The following is an 18,897-nucleotide window of genomic DNA, read 5'->3' as shown; positions in this document are numbered from 1 at the left end:
ATATAGGAAGTGTATATTCAAAGTATTCAATTGGTTCAATTGGTTTAATAGAGATTGGAGAATATATTATGAATATGAAAACGAATGAAAAACGTCAAAATTATTTAAGTTATATACAACAGGCTGATCAATTCTTTTCTGTCGATGTTAATAATAAGTTTTCCCTGTCAGATTATAGACTTCACGATACAGATGGCCTTGTACAATTTGTTATCACCTCACAAACTGCCAATAAAACAGGTGTCATGCAACAATTAAATGAAATAAAGAAAACACAAATAGCCCTTTCCTCAATAGTTGCTGACTATATAACCAAATATTCTGATAACAACGGCTCAAAATATAAAACAGATATTGAATTCTGGGGAGACATCATGGCAAAACTGCCATTAATAAGTGTCAGAAGTATGGAAAGTCAAACTTATCATCACGAGATGAAAGGTCTTTCTATCGCAACAAATTTACTCCAGCTTATCATGGACATAATTGTGGATACATACTCTCCCGCCTTGAAAACTTTCTCTGATTTTCTGCAAAAACAGGGAGATGCCATAAGGATGGGGTTAAAACGAAATAATGATCATTACTCCACGCTTACATTGGCCAGTGTCATTGAAGTCATGGAAGTGGGAGATCAGATTGTGTATGTTCCAAAAATGAAACTTTATAAAATAGATTTTGACAGAACCAACTCTGAAATAACGTCAAACTGTGCCTCCAATGAAAACATTAATGTCGAATTTACTTATTCTACCTGTGTTGCTTTATTTGATTATCAGGCCCTGGAAGATCCCGAAATAAAAACTGCTTTTGATAACTTTATCTTCAAAAACAACAAGTCATCAATAGAAGATTCTGATAGCTTTTTCAGTGGTGAATTTAAAGCGTAATCAAAAACCTGTCATAGAATAATTGTAATACTAATACGCTTAAGGTAATGTGAGCAAATATTCACCAGAAATCTTAACTTCAATTTATATGGAGCTATAAAGCTATGCATATACCTCGTAAGATGAAAATGACAGGCAAAGACAATATTTCTGAATTTATTTCTACGTATAGCTTTGGATTGCTGGTTTCTTCTTCTTTGACTGGCACTCATCTTCCGTTTGTATTAAATCCTGATGAAGGCGAAAACGGGGTTTTATACGCTCATATCGCCAAAGACAATCCCCATTGGAAAGAGCTAGAAAATCAAAGAGTTTTAGTGGTCTTTACTGGCCCACATACCTATATATCCCCTACTTGGTATGAATCTGCACATGCTGTACCAACTTGGAATTACACCGCCGTCCATTGTTACGGTGTCACAAAATTGTTAAGCGATGAAGATACTAAACTGGCTTTGGAAGCTCTGGTGAACAAATATGAAGTTGGCCTGATGGAAAACACTAAATTGATGCCAGAAGAATTTCTCAGTAAAAAACAGCAAGCTATTGTCGGATTTAAAATCGTTATTGATGAAATACAAGCCAAGGAAAAATTGGGGCAGCATAAAAACCAAGGCGATCAAAATGGCGTGTTTACAGCTCTTGGCAACAGTAAAAGTGCGGATAATAAAGAACTGGCAAGCTATATGAAAAAACGCAATATCGGTACAGGCAAATCATCAAATTAAACAACAGCCCTAATAGGCAGAAAGACGATAATCCTTATTCGGTTATTTCCGATTTTTGTGCGAACTTAGCTTTCCTCCAACAATTGGCAAAGACTCAACAAGACCAACCACCTCCTACTTCTTGGGAGGTGGTTTAATCTTCTTTATGCCATTTTTACACTATCGGCAACTCAATATCTTTGAACATTTCTTCGATTTCTTCATTGGAACGTAATGCAATGGCTTTATCCACAACATCACGCGTCAAATGAGGAGCGAAACGCCAAATAAAATCATACATATAACTGCGCAGGAAACTACTACGCCGGAATCCAATCTTGGTGGTGCTGTAACTGAATCTATCACGCATATCAATACGTACCAGATCACTATCCTGAACGGGTTCAACCGCCATACTCGCAATCACACCAACGCCCAGCCCTAAGCGCACATAGGTCTTAATTACATCAGCATCAGTTGCTGTAAACACAATTTTAGGTTTCAGGCCAGCTCGGTCAAAAGCAACATCCAGCTCAGAACGCCCTGTAAAACCAAAGGTGTAAGTGACTATTGGATATTCTGCCAATTCTTCAATTGCCACATTCTGCCTGTTGGCGAGAGGATGATCTTTCGTCACGACAACAGAACGGTTCCAGTGATAGCAAGGCAGCATAATCAGATCGCTATAAAGATGAAGCGCTTCAGTTGCTATCGCAAAATCACTATTTCCTTTGCACACCTCTTCCGCAATCTGGGTTGGTGAACCTTGATGCATGTGCAATGATACGTTGGGGTAGCGCTCAATAAAGCCTTTAATGACAGGAGGCAAAGCATACCTTGCCTGAGTATGAGTTGTAGCGATATAGAGAGAACCACGATCGGGATAGGTGTGTTCACTAGCGACAGAACGAATTGAATCGATTTTTGACAGAACTTCACGTGAAATACGGACAATCTCTTCACCAGCCGGAGTCACGTGTGTCAGATGTTTACCACTGCGAGCAAATATTTGTATTCCCAACTCATCTTCAAGCATCCTGACTTGTTTGCTGATCCCTGGCTGAGAGGTATACAATCCTTCTGCTGTAGAAGATACATTCAGGTTGTGATTAACCACCTCTACAATGTAACGCAATTGCTGTAGTTTCATATCAGCACTGTCCCTAATAATCAAATGTACGAATATTTTGTAGTTTAATCAATTTCTATATTGCTAATAGTTATTCACTTATAACCATATAGAATAGTTATTTTTAGGCATATAACCACTATAACACCTACTGTATATTTATATAACAAATAATTAAGATGAGTAACTATAATCAAACATTCATTGCAGATATATTGTGTTTTAATTTTCTTTAAATACAAAAAAAGCCAGCTGTAAAGACTGGCTTTTTAGAAAGAAAAGGTTACGTTTTTAGTAAAAAAAGAAATATCTATCTGAATAGATCTAATGTATTACACCTAATAAACAAAGATATAATGCACTAATTAATCACCTAAGTTATTATTTCTCTTTCACTACCCAAGCACCTTCAACAAAAAATGCTGCCCATCCGGTAGCCTTACCATTTTTTTCCGAAGAGATATATTGTTGCTTAGTTTTGCGACTAAAACGCACAACCGTTTTATTCCCGTCCGGGTCAGCAACAGGTGCTTCGGCCAAGTAACGCAACTTCTCCGGCAGCCGATCTTTGAATCGAACAAGTTCCTCAACCAATGGCGCACGTGTTTCACGTGATTTAGGGAACGTATTAGCAGCTAAGAATATTCCCGCAGCGCCATCACGGAGCACAAAATAGGCTTCCGATTTCTCACATGCCAGTTCAGGCAATGGAACCGGATCTTCTTTAGGTGGTGCCACTTCCCCATTACGCAAGATCTTACGCGTGTTTTTACACTCTTCGTTTGTACAACCCATATACTTACCAAAACGCCCCATTTTCAGGTGCATTTCTGAGCCACACTTTTCACACTCAACGATAGGGCCATCATAACCCTTGATGCGGAATTCTCCCTCTTCAACTGCATAACCATCACACGCAGGGTTATTACCACATACATGCAACTTACGCTGGTTATCAATCAAATAGCTGTCCATCGCTGTACCACATTTCTGACAACGGTGACGGGCGCGCAGAGCATTGGTTTCAGCATCATCCCCTTCCAGAATATTCAAGATTTCATTTTCCGGAATCAGGTTAATCGTCTGCTTGCATCTCTCTTTAGGTGATAGTGCATAACCAGAACAGCCGAGGAACACGCCGGTTGTCGCGGTACGGATCCCCATTGGGCGACTACAGGTCGGACATCCAATTGAAGTGATCACCATTGGATTCGGACGCATTCCGCCTTCGTCAGGATCTTTGCTGGCAACATCAAGTTGCTCACTGAAATTGGAGAAAAATTCGTTCAGAACCCCTTTCCAATTCGCTTCGTTGTTAGCAACGTGATCAAGCTGATCTTCCATTCTCGCTGTAAAGTCATAATTCATCAATTCGTTGAAATTCTCTTCCAGACGATCATTGACGATTTCACCCATTTTCTCCGCATAGAATCGACGATTTTCAACCCGGACATAACCACGATCCTGAATGGTTGAGATAATCGATGCATAAGTTGATGGACGACCAATACCCCGTTTTTCCAGTTCCCTAACCAGTGACGCTTCGCTGAAACGTGCTGGCGGTTTTGTAAAGTGCTGGCTTGGGAGCAGCTCCTGTAAATCAAGTTCAGTTCCCACTGCAATTGTCGGCAAGGTGTTATCTTCATCCCCTTTACGCAAAGCAGGCATTACTTTTGTCCAGCCATCAAAACGCAAAGTACGCCCTTTAGCACGCAGCTCAAAATCACCCGCTTGAACAGTCAGTGTCGTAGAGTCATATTTTGCCGGCATCATTTGGCAGGCAAGGAATTGACGCCAGATAAGCTGATACAATTTTTGTGCATCAGCCTCCATATCTTTCAATTCTTCTGCCATAACATCAACATTAGAAGGCCGGATAGCTTCATGCGCTTCCTGAGAATTCTCCTTACTACTGTAGATATTGGCACTTTGTGGTAAATATTTGTCCCCAAAATGGTTACTGATATAACCTCGGACCATATCCAGAGCATCCTGACTCAGATTAGTTGAATCAGTACGCATATAAGTGATGTGACCCGATTCATAAAGGCGCTGCGCCATCATCATGGTTTTCTTGACACCAAACCCAAGCCGTGTGCTCGCTGCCTGCTGCAACGTTGAGGTAATAAATGGTGCACCCGGCTTACTGGAAGTCGGACGATCTTCACGATCGATCACTTTGTATCTTGCTTTTTCAAGCAGAGATACCGCTGCCTGCGTTTGTTGAGAATTTACTGGCTTAAATGCTTTTCCCTTTTCATGGGTCACTTCCATATGGAGGGAAATGTCTCCTTTAGCCACTAAATCTGCGTGTAATTGCCAGTATTCTTCCGGCACAAATACCTTAATTTCACGCTCTCGCTCGACCACGAGACGAACCGCAACGGATTGAACCCGTCCAGCGGACAACCCTCTGGCAACTTTTTTCCACAACAACGGTGAAACCATATAACCCACAACACGATCCATGAAACGGCGTGCTTGCTGGGCGTTAACTCGGTCAATATTCAATTCACCGGGCTTATCAAAAGCTTGAGTGATGGCATTCTTAGTGATTTCGTTGAACACAACCCGGCTGAAGCGGGCATTATCCCCGCCAATCACTTCCCGCAAATGCCATGCAATGGCTTCCCCTTCGCGGTCAAGGTCAGTTGCGAGATAGATATGCTCGGCTTTTTCAGCCAGCGTTTTCAGTTCTGCGACAACTTTTTCTTTGCCCGGCAGAATTTGATAATTCGCTTCCCAATCATGGTAGGGATCAACACCCATGCGACTTATCAGTGCTGTTTTCTCATCTTTTTTTACTTTCTTTTTATTCTTATCGGTAGATGAGCTTGAACTCTTTTGACTCGCTGCACCACTCGTCGGCAAATCACGGATATGACCTACACTGGACTTAACAACGTAGTCATTCCCCAGATATTTATTGATTGTTTTGGCTTTTGCCGGGGACTCCACTATAACAAGCGCTTTGGCCATAGTTACCTTTACCTAATTATCTTCTGTTCAGATGGCGAAAATCACGGCGTTATGTTGCGATATATAAAATAAAATCTCTTTTTATATTGCGATAGATTTGCAAGATATCAACTAATTTTTATCTTGTACTTTTGTTTAAGCGCAAAACCCTTTGAAATATTTAAGGTATTTTATATACCAACACAGACCATGTAATAGTATGATTTAACCGTTGTAAACAAAATCTTCCATCTGCATGACGAAAAGTCCACACTCTACCTGATAAAAAACGATGCGCAACAACTTATTTTTTGAAGGAGCATAATAGATGCAAACTGAAACAATGCCCATCAAGCGGGAACAGTTACTGAAAAAAGCAAATGAAATCATTAAGAACCACGAAGATTTTATACAAGGGATGTATGCCGAGAGTGTAGAGCAAAAAGGCGGGGTATTAGTATTTAAAGGTGAATACTTTCTGGATGAATGCGGGTTGCCCACAGCAAAAAGTACCGCTGTATTTAATATGTTTAAACATTTAGCACATATATTGTCCGAAAAGTATTCTTTAATCGATTAAGAAACGAATCGCGTCATTCCTGACCAGTTACCAATAATTATGCGGGCAATAAAGGATATAACAATAATTCCCCCCTATTTACCCGCATAATATTCACAACGCCTGTTTTAAAACGGGATTAACACAATTATAACAGTGGCTTTTCTCCCCTTTGCCACCAGCGCATCAATAACTTATCGACATTCTCCATCGCGCTGCCCATGAAACGTTCAACCACACGTTTACGACGGGAATAACTGACTCCGATAACTTCACAATGCTTGATCTTTTCGATCAAGAAATCATCACTGACACCCACTTCATCAATCAGCCCATTTTCTTTTGCTTGTGTACCATACCAATACTCACCTGTAGCCACCTTCTCTATATCCAAAGATGGACGATGCTGAGAGATAAACGATTTAAATAATTTATGCGTTTCATTCAGATCTTCCTGAAACTTCTTCCGCCCCTGTTCGGTGTTTTCACCCAAAACAGTCAGTGTACGTTTATACTCTCCGGCAGTATGCAGTTCTACATCGATATCATTTTTCTTTAACAGCCGATGAATATTGGGTAATTGTGCGACAACACCAATAGAACCAATAATGGAAAACGGTGCAGCAATAATGCGGTCAGCCACACAAGCCATCATATAACCACCACTCGCAGCCACTTTATCCACAGCAATGGTCAGGCGTATCCCTTTCTGCCGTAAACGAGCCAATTGAGATGCAGCCAGCCCATAGCCATGAACGACGCCTCCCGGGCTTTCCAGACGCAATAGAACTTCATCTTCTTTATCTGCGACGGCGAGTACTGCACTGATCTCTTCACGAAGGGAATCAACTTCATGAGCATCCATACTGCCTTTAAAATCCAAGACATAAAGATTCGGCTTCTGTAAACCTTTCAGCCCTGCTTTAGCCTCTGCTTTTTTCTGCTTGGCGTCATTTTTTTGCTGTTTCTTCAATGCCTTTTGCCAGATTTTTTTCTCTTCTTCACTCATTCGAGCCTGTTGCATCTGACGTTGTTTTTCCTTATATGACTTACCAAGATTGGTAAGTTTCAATTCCCCTTTGTGCATTGTTTTACGTACACCTAATCCGATACAAACTACCACCAAAACGACGATGGCTAAAACAACCGTGAGCACTTTGGCTACGAACAATCCGTATAGAGACAAATATTCCACAGATCCACCTTTATTAACTTATGATGAACAATATGTTTCATTCTAACCAAAAACCGAAAGCTGCGCTCTAACAGTTTACTTAACCTAATCTCAATTAGCGTGCTACTCTTTTGCCAATTCCGGCAAATTTGACGGGAACTTTAAGTTTTGTTCTGATGAAGGACGCATATGCCATCTTGAGATGGCAATCTATATGTAGAAATAAATAGATTGACAAGCAACACAGGAAAATTGCCCGATGTTTGATTACCACCCCGATAGTGACCTGCTGCAACAAAAAATCATTTTAGTAACCGGTGCTGGCGATGGCATCGGACGCGAAGCCGCACTGACTTATGCCCGTCATGGTGCTCAGGTTATTTTGCTCGGGCGCACTACCGCAAAACTGAAAACCGTCAAGCAGCAGATTGAAAACGATGGCGGTTTACCAGCTGATGTTTATACGATGGATTTGCTGACCGTGACCGCAGAAGAATGCCAGGCGTTTGCCCGTGAATTGGCACAGTGTTATTCCCGTTTAGATGGCGTTTTGCACAACGCAGGGCTGCTTGGGGTTGTCGCACCGATCATAGAGCAACCTACCCAGCTTTGGCACGAAGTCATGCAAGTGAATGTCAATGCTACTTTTATGCTGACTCAGGCATTAATTCCTCTTTTATTGGAATCCACCTGTGGTTCTTTAGTCTTTACCAGCTCCAGTGTCGGCCGGGAAGGCAGAAGCGGTTGGGGAGTCTATTCTGTTTCCAAATTTGCCACGGAAGGTCTGATGCAAGTTTTGGCACAGGAATATCAGCATACTTCCCTGCGCATTAACTGTATCAACCCGGGAGGTACCCGCACCAATATGCGGGCCAGTGCCTTTCCTGATGAAAACTCAGCCAAATTAAAAACACCGGCGGATATCATGCCTGTCTATCTTTATGTCATGGGCGATGACAGTCGCAATGATTCTGGTATCAGTTTTGATGCCCAACCCGGTCGCAAAGCAGGGCCTGCCGAATAATGACCAGAGATAATAGCCAGTACCAAAAAAGGCAACAACGCCAGAAAGAGAAAGTCGATGCCCGTATTGAAGCAGCACAACAAGAACGAGGTATAGTCATCGTATTTACCGGAAACGGTAAAGGGAAAACCACCGCTGCATTTGGCACTGTCGCTCGTGCGATTGGTCATGGACAGCGTGCTGGCATTATCCAATTCATCAAAGGGACATGGGAAAGCGGGGAAAGAAACTTACTGGCACAACAGGGGGCTGAATTTCATGTGATGGCAACAGGTTTTACATGGGAGACACAAAACCGTGAAACAGATACCGCAGCCTGCCAATCAGCATGGAAACATGCCCTGAGGATGTTATCTGACCCTTCGTTGCACCTTATCGTGTTAGATGAATTGACTTATATGGTCAGTTACGGCTATCTGGAACTAACCGATGTCCTGACAGCCCTAAAACAACGACCGTCACATCAGAGCGTGATTATCACCGGACGAGGATGCCATCGGGAATTGTTGGAATATGCCGATACGATCACAGAAATGCGTCCGGTAAAACATGCTTTTGATGCCGGAATCAAAGCGCAAAAAGGCGTTGATTGGTAAACAAACCCGCTGTTTCAAATAGAATCAGCATCAATGCTGACGTCAACTGAAACAGCGGATTGAGAAAATTAACGACCTTTAGGCGTTGTTTTTCTTCCTGCATTCTGACGAGAGCTGCTTGCAGGGCGTTTTCCCGATGGACGGGATGCAACCTGCGCATGTCGTTTTACTGCACGGCGAATTTGGTTAGCCTTGATGCGACGTTGATCACGTTCAACGGCAACTTTAGTCACAACCTCTTCGCCTAAACCGACCAGTTGACGTAAATAGTTAGTCTGTTCCAGCCCCAACTCAGTCCAACCACCGCGCGGCAAACCTTTCGGCAGATTGATATCACCATAACGCACACGTATCAGGCGGCTGACCTGCACACCAACAGCTTCCCACAAACGTCTGACTTCGCGGTTGCGGCCTTCTGTCAAAGTAACGTTGTACCATTGGTTGATGCCTTCTCCACCTTTGAACGTGACAGTTTTGAATGAAGCCGGGCCATCTTCCAATTGCACACCTTGCGTCAATTGACGAAGTTTTGCATTATCCACTTCACCAAAAACACGAACCGCATATTCACGTTCAACTTCACAGCTTGGGTGCATCAGGCGATTTGCCAATTCCCCATCAGTGGTAAACAGCAATAATCCGCAGGTGTTGATATCCAGACGCCCTACTGCGATCCAACGTGCACCTTGCATTTTTGGCAGGCGGTCAAAGACAGTCGGACGGCCTTCAGGATCATGGCGGGTACACAATTCGCCTTCCGGCTTGTAATAAGCCAGAACACGGCAAACAGTTTTCTGTGGTTCTTTGATAGTTAAAATCCGCCCATCCAGACGAACTTTTACTGAGGGTTTAACTTCGATTCGATCACCCAACGTTGCGGTCTTGCCATCAATGCTAATGCGCCCTTGTTGGATATACCCTTCAATTTCGCGACGGGAACCATGACCAGAACGCGCGAGAACTTTTTGTAACTTTTCTGTTTTATCGCTCATTGAGCAACCTCTGTTGTCGCCTTCACAGGCGTCGTGCTTAAAATAAAAAAAAACGTCAATTACTCACCTTATAAAAAAGGTGTTACATCACCTTCGCCTTCGCGAAGAATTACTGGTGAATCACCAGTTAAATCCACTACTGTCGTCGGTTGCTGCCCAAGATAACCACCGTGAATGATTAAATCAACTTGTTTACTTAATGAATCCTTAATCTCTTCGGGATCGGACTCAGCAAAATCATTTCCGGGTAAAATTAAGCTACATGACATCAGTGGCTCACCCATCTCTTCCAGCAGCGCCAAAGCGATAGGATTAGAAGGAACACGCAACCCGATGGTTTTACGTTTTTCATTCATCAAACGACGAGGGACTTCTTTCGTCGCTTGTAAAATAAAGGTGTAATTTCCCGGCGTGTTATTTTTGATCAATCTGAATGCCTGATTATCCACATGAGCATAAGAGGCAATTTCAGAGAGATCACGACACATCAACGTAAAATTGTGGCGTCCTTCCAATTGCCGAATACGGCATATGCGGGTCATCGCATCTTTGTTTTCGAGGCAACAACCCATGGCATAGCCTGAATCAGTAGGATAAATGACAACACCACCCTTTTTCAGCATGTCCACACTCTGGTCAATAAGACGTTTTTGTGGATTATCAGGGTGGATATAAAAAAACTGGCTCATAACGATAACCTCTACTTCTATGCAGTTCCAATCCGTGACCAGTCGTGCCATATCGGTACAACATCACCGGGTAACCACAAATTGCGTCCTAGTTCTATCCATGAACAAGGTTGGTGAAAATCCGATCCTAATGATACTTTCAACCCATATTCTCTTGCCAGTTGACCAAGTTGTTGTCTTTCATTAGGGGCTTGCTGGCACTGTGCAACTTCCATTGCATCACCACCATGTTGTTCAAAACAGGCTATTAATCGTTTTAGCCATTTCATTGACAAACCATACCTGCCGGGATGAGCAATTACAGCCTGTCCCCCTGCCTGATGAATGGTTTCAATTGCCTGCTCAATTGTACACCATTGTGGAGGAACATAACCGATTTTCCCCTTCGCTAAATATTTTTTGAATACTTTGGGAATAGTCGGTTCAATACCCGCATCTACCAGATAACGGGCAAAATGGCCGCGAGTGATCTGCCCTCCATTAGCCAGACGGGATGCACCTTCCCAAGCATCGGGAATACCTGCTTTAGCTAAGCGACGACCAATTTCAATACCACGCTGTTTCCTTAAATCAACCTGATTAGCTAAAAATTTTCTTAAGGAAAGAGAGTTAATATCAATATTTAAACCAACAATATGAATTTCAAAACTCTCCCATAATGTCGAAATTTCAACACCGGATGTCAGTGTCAATGGCAGATTATTTTGCTGGATATGATTTAAGGCAGGAGGAATTCCTTCCGTCGTATCATGATCGGTGATTGCCAGCACATCAATGCCCATGGAAATGGCTCTGTCCACCAGCTGTTCAGGTGATAAAACCCCATCTGAAGCAGTCGTATGGCTATGCAGATCATAGCGTTTTGTCATTTCACTGGCGGCTTCAGTCATTGTCCTGTACCTGTTTTTTTGGATGGGAAACTAAGGGTACTCTCTATCAAGTGACATCAAGTACGAAGCGGAAATGATAACACAGGAAATGAGATTGAAGGGGAGTGAATTTAAGGCTAAAAAACCAGCCCTCATAATAGAGAGCTGGCTCAGCTTTATTTATCATAACAAATGGCATGAGGTGGACAATAAATCTGGGGTGGTGCTTGTATAACTGAAAAATAAACATTCGCTGACTGATTTTGTCCACAAGATTGGCTAGAAGCATTTAAAGTATAATTTCCAATATTTAATAAAAATCCGCCAAAAAAAGGTTCTCCATAATTCCATTTTCCTTTTTTGCCAACGTTAACTTTGGTCGTCTTTTTATTTCCTGACGACGATTCAACTACTTCAATAAGAACTTTCGATTCAGGGGTTCCTGTACCTGACACATAGACCCAACCTGAATGACTGACCCAAGAGGTAGTTTCATAGTTATCTCTATTCAAAGGCTCAGTAATTCGAAAATCTTTATTATAAGTAATGTTCACCTTTTGATTTACTATGGGGCTTATTGAATGACCATTTGGTGTAAGAGATTGTGCCGCTATTAAATTATGTCCCCCTAATCCAATATCATCGACACGACAACTCCAACTACCATCTGTCTGTGACGTTTGTGTTGTGCAAGTTGAGGAGTGTCCACCATCGGATTCTACTTTTAAAGAGACATAGGCACCTTTTGTTGCCGTTCCCATCACAAATGCGGAGGTCGGACTGTATGAGTTTTGATCCAGACAAAATGCATCTGCTGTAATATCAATTTTTATATCTTGTACTCCATAGAGCACCTCATAATTTCTAGTGATAGATTTGACAGAAGGTGTTCCGTCCACCCATTGCTGGGCCAAAAACTGATATGCTCCTAGTACAGACTGAACTGTAGGACAGCTCCAGTTTTGCTGTTCATCTACTAAAACATCACAAATCTTCTTGCCTGAAGAAGAAATGGTCACTCTTGCACCAACTTGCCCTTTTCCACTAATCTCATACGTTTTTGTCGTAATTTTTTCCCCTTCTGTCGGTGTAAGTACAGCAATATCACGTACGCCATATATCACTTCATAGTTCCGCGTCACTGGCTTACCTGAAGGTACACCATTCACCCATTGCTGCCCTAAAAGTTTGTGAGTTCCGGGGATAGATTTATAATTATACGGACAAACCCAATCTTGATTTTCGTTCACCAAAACATCACATGTCACTGCACCATTGACAGTTACTCGCGCGCCAACCTGCCCTTTGCCGCTAATCCAATAAGAACTTTTGTCAATCTGCTCCCCTTCTGTTGGGTTTCGTATACTCATTTGTAAATTGTCCCCATAACGCACCTTAAAACTTCTGTTAATCTGGGAACCCGCATCATCTACCACCGCTACATCATAATCCCCCGGCACAGAACTGTAAGGCCCGCATGTCCAAGTGTAATCTTCTTCATTGAGCTGAGCGACACAATCATCATTACCCCCAAATGCTTGTACCGTGACTGTTTTGGCATTACTTGGCATCGTACCGCTAAAGGTATATGAAGGTGTTTTTATCACTTCATCTTCTTTGGGCGTTTCCACTGTTAACGTCGTTTCACCAGCAGCAGGTTCAATCTTAAATGTAACCTTTGCTGTAGATTGACGCACCTTATCCAAAAAGGCTGTTGCCACCAGTTTTTGTTCTCCTTTAACTGCGGTATCCAGACCATCAAGCCATTCCCAATTGCCCTGTTCATCCACAGTGACGCCATTTTTACAGATCTGGGAAAGTACTTTTTCAGCCAGACAAACGGTTGTTCCCGGTTCGCCTGTCCCTCGCGGTAAAATATTTTCAAGGTGTCGGTATACCCCACCATTATGCGGTTGAGTGATAACTACAGGTTTAATGGTTTTAGTCTGAACTTCAAAAGAGATTTGCGATGTTGAATTTAACTGATCACTGATAAATTGATCAGCAGAAAGGGTATATTTACCGTCTTCGGGCTGATAAGGCCCACAAGACCATTGACCCGATGAAGCATCAACAGTGGTATTACAATTATCAGCACCACCGAAGCCCTCAATATATACCTGAGCGTCCTTTTCTCCCGTGCCTGAAATAGTAAAAGGCAGTTTTGTTATTTTTGCTCCATGCACCGGGTTTTTGATTTGTATTTTTGATTTGGTGACTTCGTACTTACGCCTAACCTGTGAGGTTCTTTCATAAGTATCGCCTAATTCTCCCAACTGAGCTGAACCTGTTTTTTTATATTGAGCTGCATAAAGGAAAAACTTCCCTTCGTTGATTGCTGTCAGAATGGGATTATCAGGACATGTCCATTTTCCTTTTTCATCCACCGTTGCTGTACAAATTAATCCACTACTTGAAATCGGAAACGTTACTTTTTCTAGTGGCAGGAGATATTCTGAACCCGCAACAAAAACGAGTTGACCGGGGCTTCCCTGACCTTTAACAGAAATTCCGTCATTTAACCTATATTGCGCATCTGTTTCAGGTTCAGTGATACGCATCGGGACAGTAAAATTCCATTTAATAGGCTCACCGACGTTCACACCATTTTGAGTTTCCTGTAATGTCATCACATAAGTATCGCCTCCGAAAATATCTCCCGGATGAATTGTGAACTCCCAAAAGAAGCCAAGAGCACCGCTCAGTAATTGACCTGCTTCACCTAATGCAGCAAAAAATCCACCAATCAAACTACTTAGAAAACCGCCAAATCCACCGCCACCACTTCCTCCACCAGCAGGTCCACTAAACGTGCCAGAAAAGTTGATGGGATTATCCGGATCAACAGTTGAATTATTCTTGGGGTTATTTATTTCAAATTTTTTCTGTTCGGGTTCGTCATCATCATTTTTATCTTTAATCGTAATGTGTGTGACATCGGTGGCGACAACTTTTCCTTCTTTTATCAATTCGGCGGTTAACTCATAAGTGCCTGCCGGGAAAATGATTGGTTTACCACATTGCCAGTTACCATTGTCACTAACCACAGCCCCTGTACAGATAACTGTTTCATTACTCAGATTTTGATTGTTTTTTTCCAACGCTAATGAAGGGGCAATCTTACGTCTTTTAATAGCGACTTCATCTCCTGGTACATTAGAACTTCCTGACAAAAAACTTGTGCTACCTACAGTATCTGTTTCTCCTTCAGAAGGTGTATTAATTTTAACTTCTGGGGTTTTTATACGAAAATAGCTTCTTTCAGGAAGTAATCGCATCCAATTATTTTTGATATTGTTCAATCCCACTGGATGATACTTATCTGCTACTTCAATATAATAGAGTCCATCCTTCAATTTCAATGAAGAAGGAAGGAGAATATCCCAAGTTGGAAAATTATTTTTCCCTGAATAAGTTTTATATTCTATTGGAACTTCATCAGAATATTCCCCATTTTCCAATGGAATCTTTATATAAATCTCTTTCTCATCTTTTCCTTTACATTTAGAAGCTTCTGAAACAGGAGGTGAATTATCTTCTTTCTTCATGCAGATAGAGTATTCTGAAGGTAATACCTCATCTTTATTAGGTAAAGTGTATTCTTCATTATCACCACCATAGCCAGAGATTTTTTTATTTTTAAGTTCAGTTGATATAATTTCATCTGGGCTATCATTACTATATTTATTAATAAATGTAGGTTTAAAATACCTTCCTATGAAACTCTTTTCCGTACGCAATGTTTTATTATCAAGGGGATCAACTCCTTCAACTTTTTGTATTGCATCTACTTCAATATCGAATAACCAAAAAGTGGAGTCTTCAGTTCCCCCTGAAGAATTTAACAAATAAAACCCCCTACTATTAACTCTATTATCTTGGCAATTCACATTCCCTCTTTTAAAAACACAAACACGATTAGCATTCTCATCATGCGAAACGTCAAGATCCAAGAGTTTTTTATATTTATGAATTGGATTTTTTTCTTTTAGAGATAATTCTATTGCTGTAACAGTTTTCTTTTTCGAAAGAGATATATTAACTTGATCATAAAGATTTACGTCTTTTGTATTTTGATTTGCCGTTATTCTAATACCTATATTTTCCTCCTCAAGTTCTTCTTTAATTTCCTGAATAAGTTCAGTTCGTACAGTACATAGCCATTTACCATATTCATTTGTTTTTATTGGTTCATTTTTCCTAATCTCTTGACATAATTCCTTTCCTTTATAACCATAACCATTTGAATTAACTTGCAATATCACTTGAACTTCTGAACTAGGTTCAGCATAACCACGTAACCAAATATCCTCAGTATAAATAGTTAATCCATCAACCGGGTAAATGATTCCAAATTCTTTCGCAACAGAAGGTATTTTTGCTTGTACAGTATCTTTTGTCCATGTTTCACTTTTCGGTGACGAGTCTGAAGTCTCACTGGCACTGATAGTTACCTCATAATTTCTTGTTTCATCTAGATCTTTAAAAAAACTCTCACGTGGAATAGTGCATTTCCATTCCAGAGAATTATTAACTTTACATTCAACTGAGCCTTGTAAAATATCATCGATAGAATAAACAAGTTGAATTTTACTCGACGCCTTTCCAAAACCTTTAATAATAATATCCTCATCTCGCTTTCTTAAATTAGCATTCCAATCTGGAGTATAAATCCAAATATGTTGCATGGTACTGGAAAACCACTTCATAAGTCTCAAGGAGGAATCTGAATGCTTATCAGTTACATCTGAAACTAAGACAGGAAGATAATTATTCTCCCCATTTCTCCCTTTAGCCATTTCGTCTCCAAAAGAATTCACACCAATAATGGTGTCATCCCAAAAAATTGGGCCTCCAGAGTCTCCGGGTTGTGAAATACCTGGACTGAGTCCTTTATTTTTATTTGCCTCTATAATAATCACCTGTTTTCCATTAGCATCGGAAACAGAGGTTAGAATTTTCACATCAGCTCTATATTGAGTGCCATTATTTGCTTGTTGTTTACCTGTATTTTCATCAATACCCTTAACACCATAACCATAAATAGAAGCTTGATAATAATTACTGTCCAGCTTTTCATAAGCTCCATCGTAGTTAAAGAAGCGACGAACACGACCGTAACGTTCTTCTATTATTGGTTCTTCTATTATTGGCTTTTCTAATCGTATAATAGCGAAATCATTATAACGGTTATCGTCAGGAGTATATTTAAAAAAACTATAGCGTGATGCAGTGCCTATTTCCTTTTCTTTATAATTTTTAATAATATATTCTTTTGTTTTTTGAGCATTCATTTCACAATGTGCAGCAGTAAGAACATATTTCTCAGATATCAAAGAGCCACTACATATAAAATTCAATTCACCTGTAGTATTCTTATGAAAAATACTAACAACCCAAGGTTTACATTTGACATTATTGTCAGGCTCACAACTTTTCTCTCCTCCTATAATAGTTTCTAAAGGTGTAGATTTCAACGCGACATCAGAAAACGACGCACCACAGTAAATTAGGAAAAACAATATAGGGATAAGTCTAATAATAAACATAACAGTCTCCTTAAAAATGGAGTAATAATTATTCACGCTCAATACAAGTCATCTTAAGTTCACCACCAGTACACTCTAATAATTTTTTCTTTCTCGCCACATAATCACTATTACCGCTAACTTCATTAAAGTTAAAAGCATATGTACCTCTTCTGGCATAGTGTTTTTTCTTTGCTATCCATATACCCTTTTTATCTGGAGTCACATCTTCTGATTTTTCTCCTAAGTCCCCAACTATAAGTGATATATCAATTCTTGGTTCAAGACTTTCGATATATGGCATAGATGTTCCATCAAATACCGTGAATACACTGTCATTTTTAGCTTCTACGGAAAAAACCTTAGAACTCAATATAGTCACTGTTTTACTTTCTTGATCAGAACTATCACTCGCCTTAATTTCTATAAAACCTACAGGGATATCTTTAGCTTCAACTGCCCACATTCTATCTTTAGCAAATCCATCAATAGGCTGGATTGGTTGGTCTTGAGAATTTAAAAGTTTCATATCAACCGTAATTTTCCCATCAGTAGCCTTACCACTGATTGAGATATTTTGTGTATCATCAGTTGTTGAAGAAACAACTTCATGATCTTTAGGGTTGGTTATCTCAATCGAACAGTTCACTGTATGATAGGAAATATTTGTTCCTACTAAACTAGGTAAAGTTGTTTTACTATCAGAAAGCATAAAAAATGCATTAACAGATGCATTATAATTAATACCGCAAACAGCATCTAACCCTTCCAAAATCCATTTGCCCGTTCCAGTGTCAATATTTGGAGTGTAACTCGTTGTCGGTGAATAAATTGTTCCATCCCTTTTATAACCTGTTATTTTCACCTGCATCTCTTTTTCATGATCAGCCGTATCACTGTTCACTAGACCTGATAAACTATATTTTCCTACCGGGATAGTTTGTCCATTCTGGATAGAAGTGATTGTTGCTTCACATGGCGGGCCATTGAAAGTAACTTCAGAATTTTCTATATCTCTAATGCTAATTGTTCCGGTAATGCCACAGCTTATCCAGAGTTGACCTATCCAATTTTTATCACCCCCTGTAGATTGAACTGAATAATTATATGGATTGAAATTGGTAATGATTTCAGGAAAATCACCGTCTTCCATCATACCTTTTCCTAAAATTGTAATATAGTTGTTCTCAACTGTTGAGTTCGGTTCAGGTGAGGTAATTATCGGAGGTTCCCAAGCGTTATAATCATCGATAGTTATAACAATATTTTTAGCAGCAGGGTAAACTTCCATATTCTTACAATCTTCACCATCACAAGTTGCTGTAATATCAAGTGGGCAGTCATTATTATTTTTGACATTAATGGCAGTTGACCACTTTAAAGCCCATATACCAAATGATACTCTAAATTCAATATCACATGATTTATGTGCACTTCCATATTCATAAATAGTAGTATTCCACTTTATAAATTTATCTTCAAACTCACACCCCCACGGCCACCACCAAAAAGGTTTAAAACTATTGGAATCTTCAATGTTCTCTTGATGTATATTTTTAGGTTTCAACGTAATATTTTTATCTCCAGTTTTATACATACACTTAAAATCTGCAATTTTAATTTGCAAATCATAAAACTGACTTCCATTCTCAAAAGTCATATTATAATCTGTTGATAAATCACTTCTTTTTCCGTTATTTTTTGAATTACTATCATATTTATTTAAAACAACATTATTACTCATTAATTCATTTGCATAAGAATTATTAAAAAAAATAATAG

13 protein-coding genes are annotated in these 18,897 nt (G+C 40.2%); 5 read left to right on the top strand and 8 right to left on the bottom strand.

Annotated elements, in window-relative coordinates:
• Both AB204_RS15410 and AB204_RS15405 read left to right on the top strand, forming a co-directional pair.
• Nucleotides 1-890 (top strand): hypothetical protein (locus tag AB204_RS15410; protein ID WP_235428105.1); only part of this gene is annotated, 890 nt, incomplete at its 5' end.
• 104 nt (nt 891-994) lie between these two features.
• Entirely contained in the window at nt 995-1,618 is a 624-nt protein-coding gene (locus AB204_RS15405) for an FMN-binding negative transcriptional regulator (protein ID WP_047964259.1), read from the top strand.
• A 154-nt stretch (nt 1,619-1,772) separates the two neighbouring features.
• Here the strand turns inward: AB204_RS15405 and cysB are convergent, their stop codons facing one another.
• Both cysB and topA read right to left on the bottom strand, forming a co-directional pair.
• The gene (gene cysB, locus AB204_RS15400) at nt 1,773-2,747 is read right to left on the bottom strand and encodes an HTH-type transcriptional regulator CysB (protein ID WP_047964258.1); all 975 of its coding nucleotides are present in this window, start codon (nt 2,745-2,747) and stop codon (nt 1,773-1,775) included.
• A gap of 360 nt (nt 2,748-3,107) precedes the next feature.
• Nucleotides 3,108-5,705: a type I DNA topoisomerase gene (topA, locus tag AB204_RS15395; protein WP_047964257.1), complete on the bottom strand. Its 2,598-nt coding sequence runs from the start codon at nt 5,703-5,705 to the stop codon at nt 3,108-3,110.
• A 307-nt stretch (nt 5,706-6,012) separates the two neighbouring features.
• On the opposite strand from topA, the gene AB204_RS15390 reads away from it, so the two are divergent.
• Nucleotides 6,013-6,264 (top strand): YciN family protein, encoded by a 252-nt coding sequence (locus AB204_RS15390; RefSeq protein ID WP_047964256.1) that lies wholly within the window; start codon nt 6,013-6,015, stop codon nt 6,262-6,264.
• 127 nt (nt 6,265-6,391) lie between these two features.
• On the opposite strand, the gene sohB is transcribed toward AB204_RS15390, so the two are convergent.
• Entirely contained in the window at nt 6,392-7,438 is a 1,047-nt protein-coding gene (gene sohB / locus AB204_RS15385; protein ID WP_047964255.1) for a protease SohB, read from the bottom strand.
• A 238-nt stretch (nt 7,439-7,676) separates the two neighbouring features.
• Here sohB and AB204_RS15380 point away from each other — a divergent pair, with 238 nt between their 5' ends.
• Complete coding sequence (locus tag AB204_RS15380; protein ID WP_047964254.1) at nt 7,677-8,441, top strand: YciK family oxidoreductase; 765 nt, start codon at nt 7,677-7,679, stop codon at nt 8,439-8,441.
• Nucleotides 8,441-9,037: a cob(I)yrinic acid a,c-diamide adenosyltransferase gene (gene cobO / locus AB204_RS15375; protein WP_047964253.1), complete on the top strand. Its 597-nt coding sequence runs from the start codon at nt 8,441-8,443 to the stop codon at nt 9,035-9,037. Before AB204_RS15380 ends, cobO begins: the two co-directional genes overlap by 1 nt.
• A gap of 68 nt (nt 9,038-9,105) precedes the next feature.
• Here the strand turns inward: cobO and rluB are convergent, their stop codons facing one another.
• The 5 genes from rluB to AB204_RS15350 form a co-directional block, all read right to left on the bottom strand.
• Nucleotides 9,106-10,029: a 23S rRNA pseudouridine(2605) synthase RluB gene (gene rluB, locus AB204_RS15370; RefSeq protein ID WP_047964252.1), complete on the bottom strand. Its 924-nt coding sequence runs from the start codon at nt 10,027-10,029 to the stop codon at nt 9,106-9,108.
• Between the two features lie 68 nt (nt 10,030-10,097).
• Complete coding sequence (locus tag AB204_RS15365) at nt 10,098-10,718, bottom strand: L-threonylcarbamoyladenylate synthase (RefSeq protein WP_047964251.1); 621 nt, start codon at nt 10,716-10,718, stop codon at nt 10,098-10,100.
• Between the two features lie 17 nt (nt 10,719-10,735).
• Nucleotides 10,736-11,608: an RNase RNM gene (gene rnm, locus AB204_RS15360; protein ID WP_047964250.1), complete on the bottom strand. Its 873-nt coding sequence runs from the start codon at nt 11,606-11,608 to the stop codon at nt 10,736-10,738.
• 155 nt (nt 11,609-11,763) lie between these two features.
• Complete coding sequence (locus tag AB204_RS15355) at nt 11,764-17,136, bottom strand: S1 family peptidase (RefSeq protein ID WP_053067925.1); 5,373 nt, start codon at nt 17,134-17,136, stop codon at nt 11,764-11,766.
• Nucleotides 17,137-17,164: 28 nt separating this feature from the next.
• On the bottom strand, nt 17,165-18,897 hold a 1,733-nt coding region (locus AB204_RS15350; RefSeq protein ID WP_053067924.1), incomplete at its 5' end, for a hypothetical protein.

Origin of the sequence: Xenorhabdus khoisanae (assembly GCF_001037465.1) — a bacterium.
Lineage (GTDB): Bacteria > Pseudomonadota > Gammaproteobacteria > Enterobacterales > Enterobacteriaceae > Xenorhabdus > Xenorhabdus khoisanae.
The sequence above is the reverse complement of the archived record's forward strand: the minus strand, read 5'-3'. Positions and strand labels throughout refer to the sequence as shown.

Coding starts and splice junctions, on each gene's coding strand:
- AB204_RS15405 (WP_047964259.1), top strand. CDS start 995: ATGCATATACCTCGTAAGATGAAAATGACAGGCAAAGACAATATTTCT.
- cysB (WP_047964258.1), bottom strand. CDS start 2,747: ATGAAACTACAGCAATTGCGTTACATTGTAGAGGTGGTTAATCACAAC.
- topA (WP_047964257.1), bottom strand. CDS start 5,705: ATGGCCAAAGCGCTTGTTATAGTGGAGTCCCCGGCAAAAGCCAAAACA.
- AB204_RS15390 (WP_047964256.1), top strand. CDS start 6,013: ATGCAAACTGAAACAATGCCCATCAAGCGGGAACAGTTACTGAAAAAA.
- AB204_RS15380 (WP_047964254.1), top strand. CDS start 7,677: ATGTTTGATTACCACCCCGATAGTGACCTGCTGCAACAAAAAATCATT.
- cobO (WP_047964253.1), top strand. CDS start 8,441: ATGACCAGAGATAATAGCCAGTACCAAAAAAGGCAACAACGCCAGAAA.
- rluB (WP_047964252.1), bottom strand. CDS start 10,029: ATGAGCGATAAAACAGAAAAGTTACAAAAAGTTCTCGCGCGTTCTGGT.
- AB204_RS15365 (WP_047964251.1), bottom strand. CDS start 10,718: ATGAGCCAGTTTTTTTATATCCACCCTGATAATCCACAAAAACGTCTT.
- rnm (WP_047964250.1), bottom strand. CDS start 11,608: ATGACTGAAGCCGCCAGTGAAATGACAAAACGCTATGATCTGCATAGC.
- AB204_RS15355 (WP_053067925.1), bottom strand. CDS start 17,136: ATGTTTATTATTAGACTTATCCCTATATTGTTTTTCCTAATTTACTGT.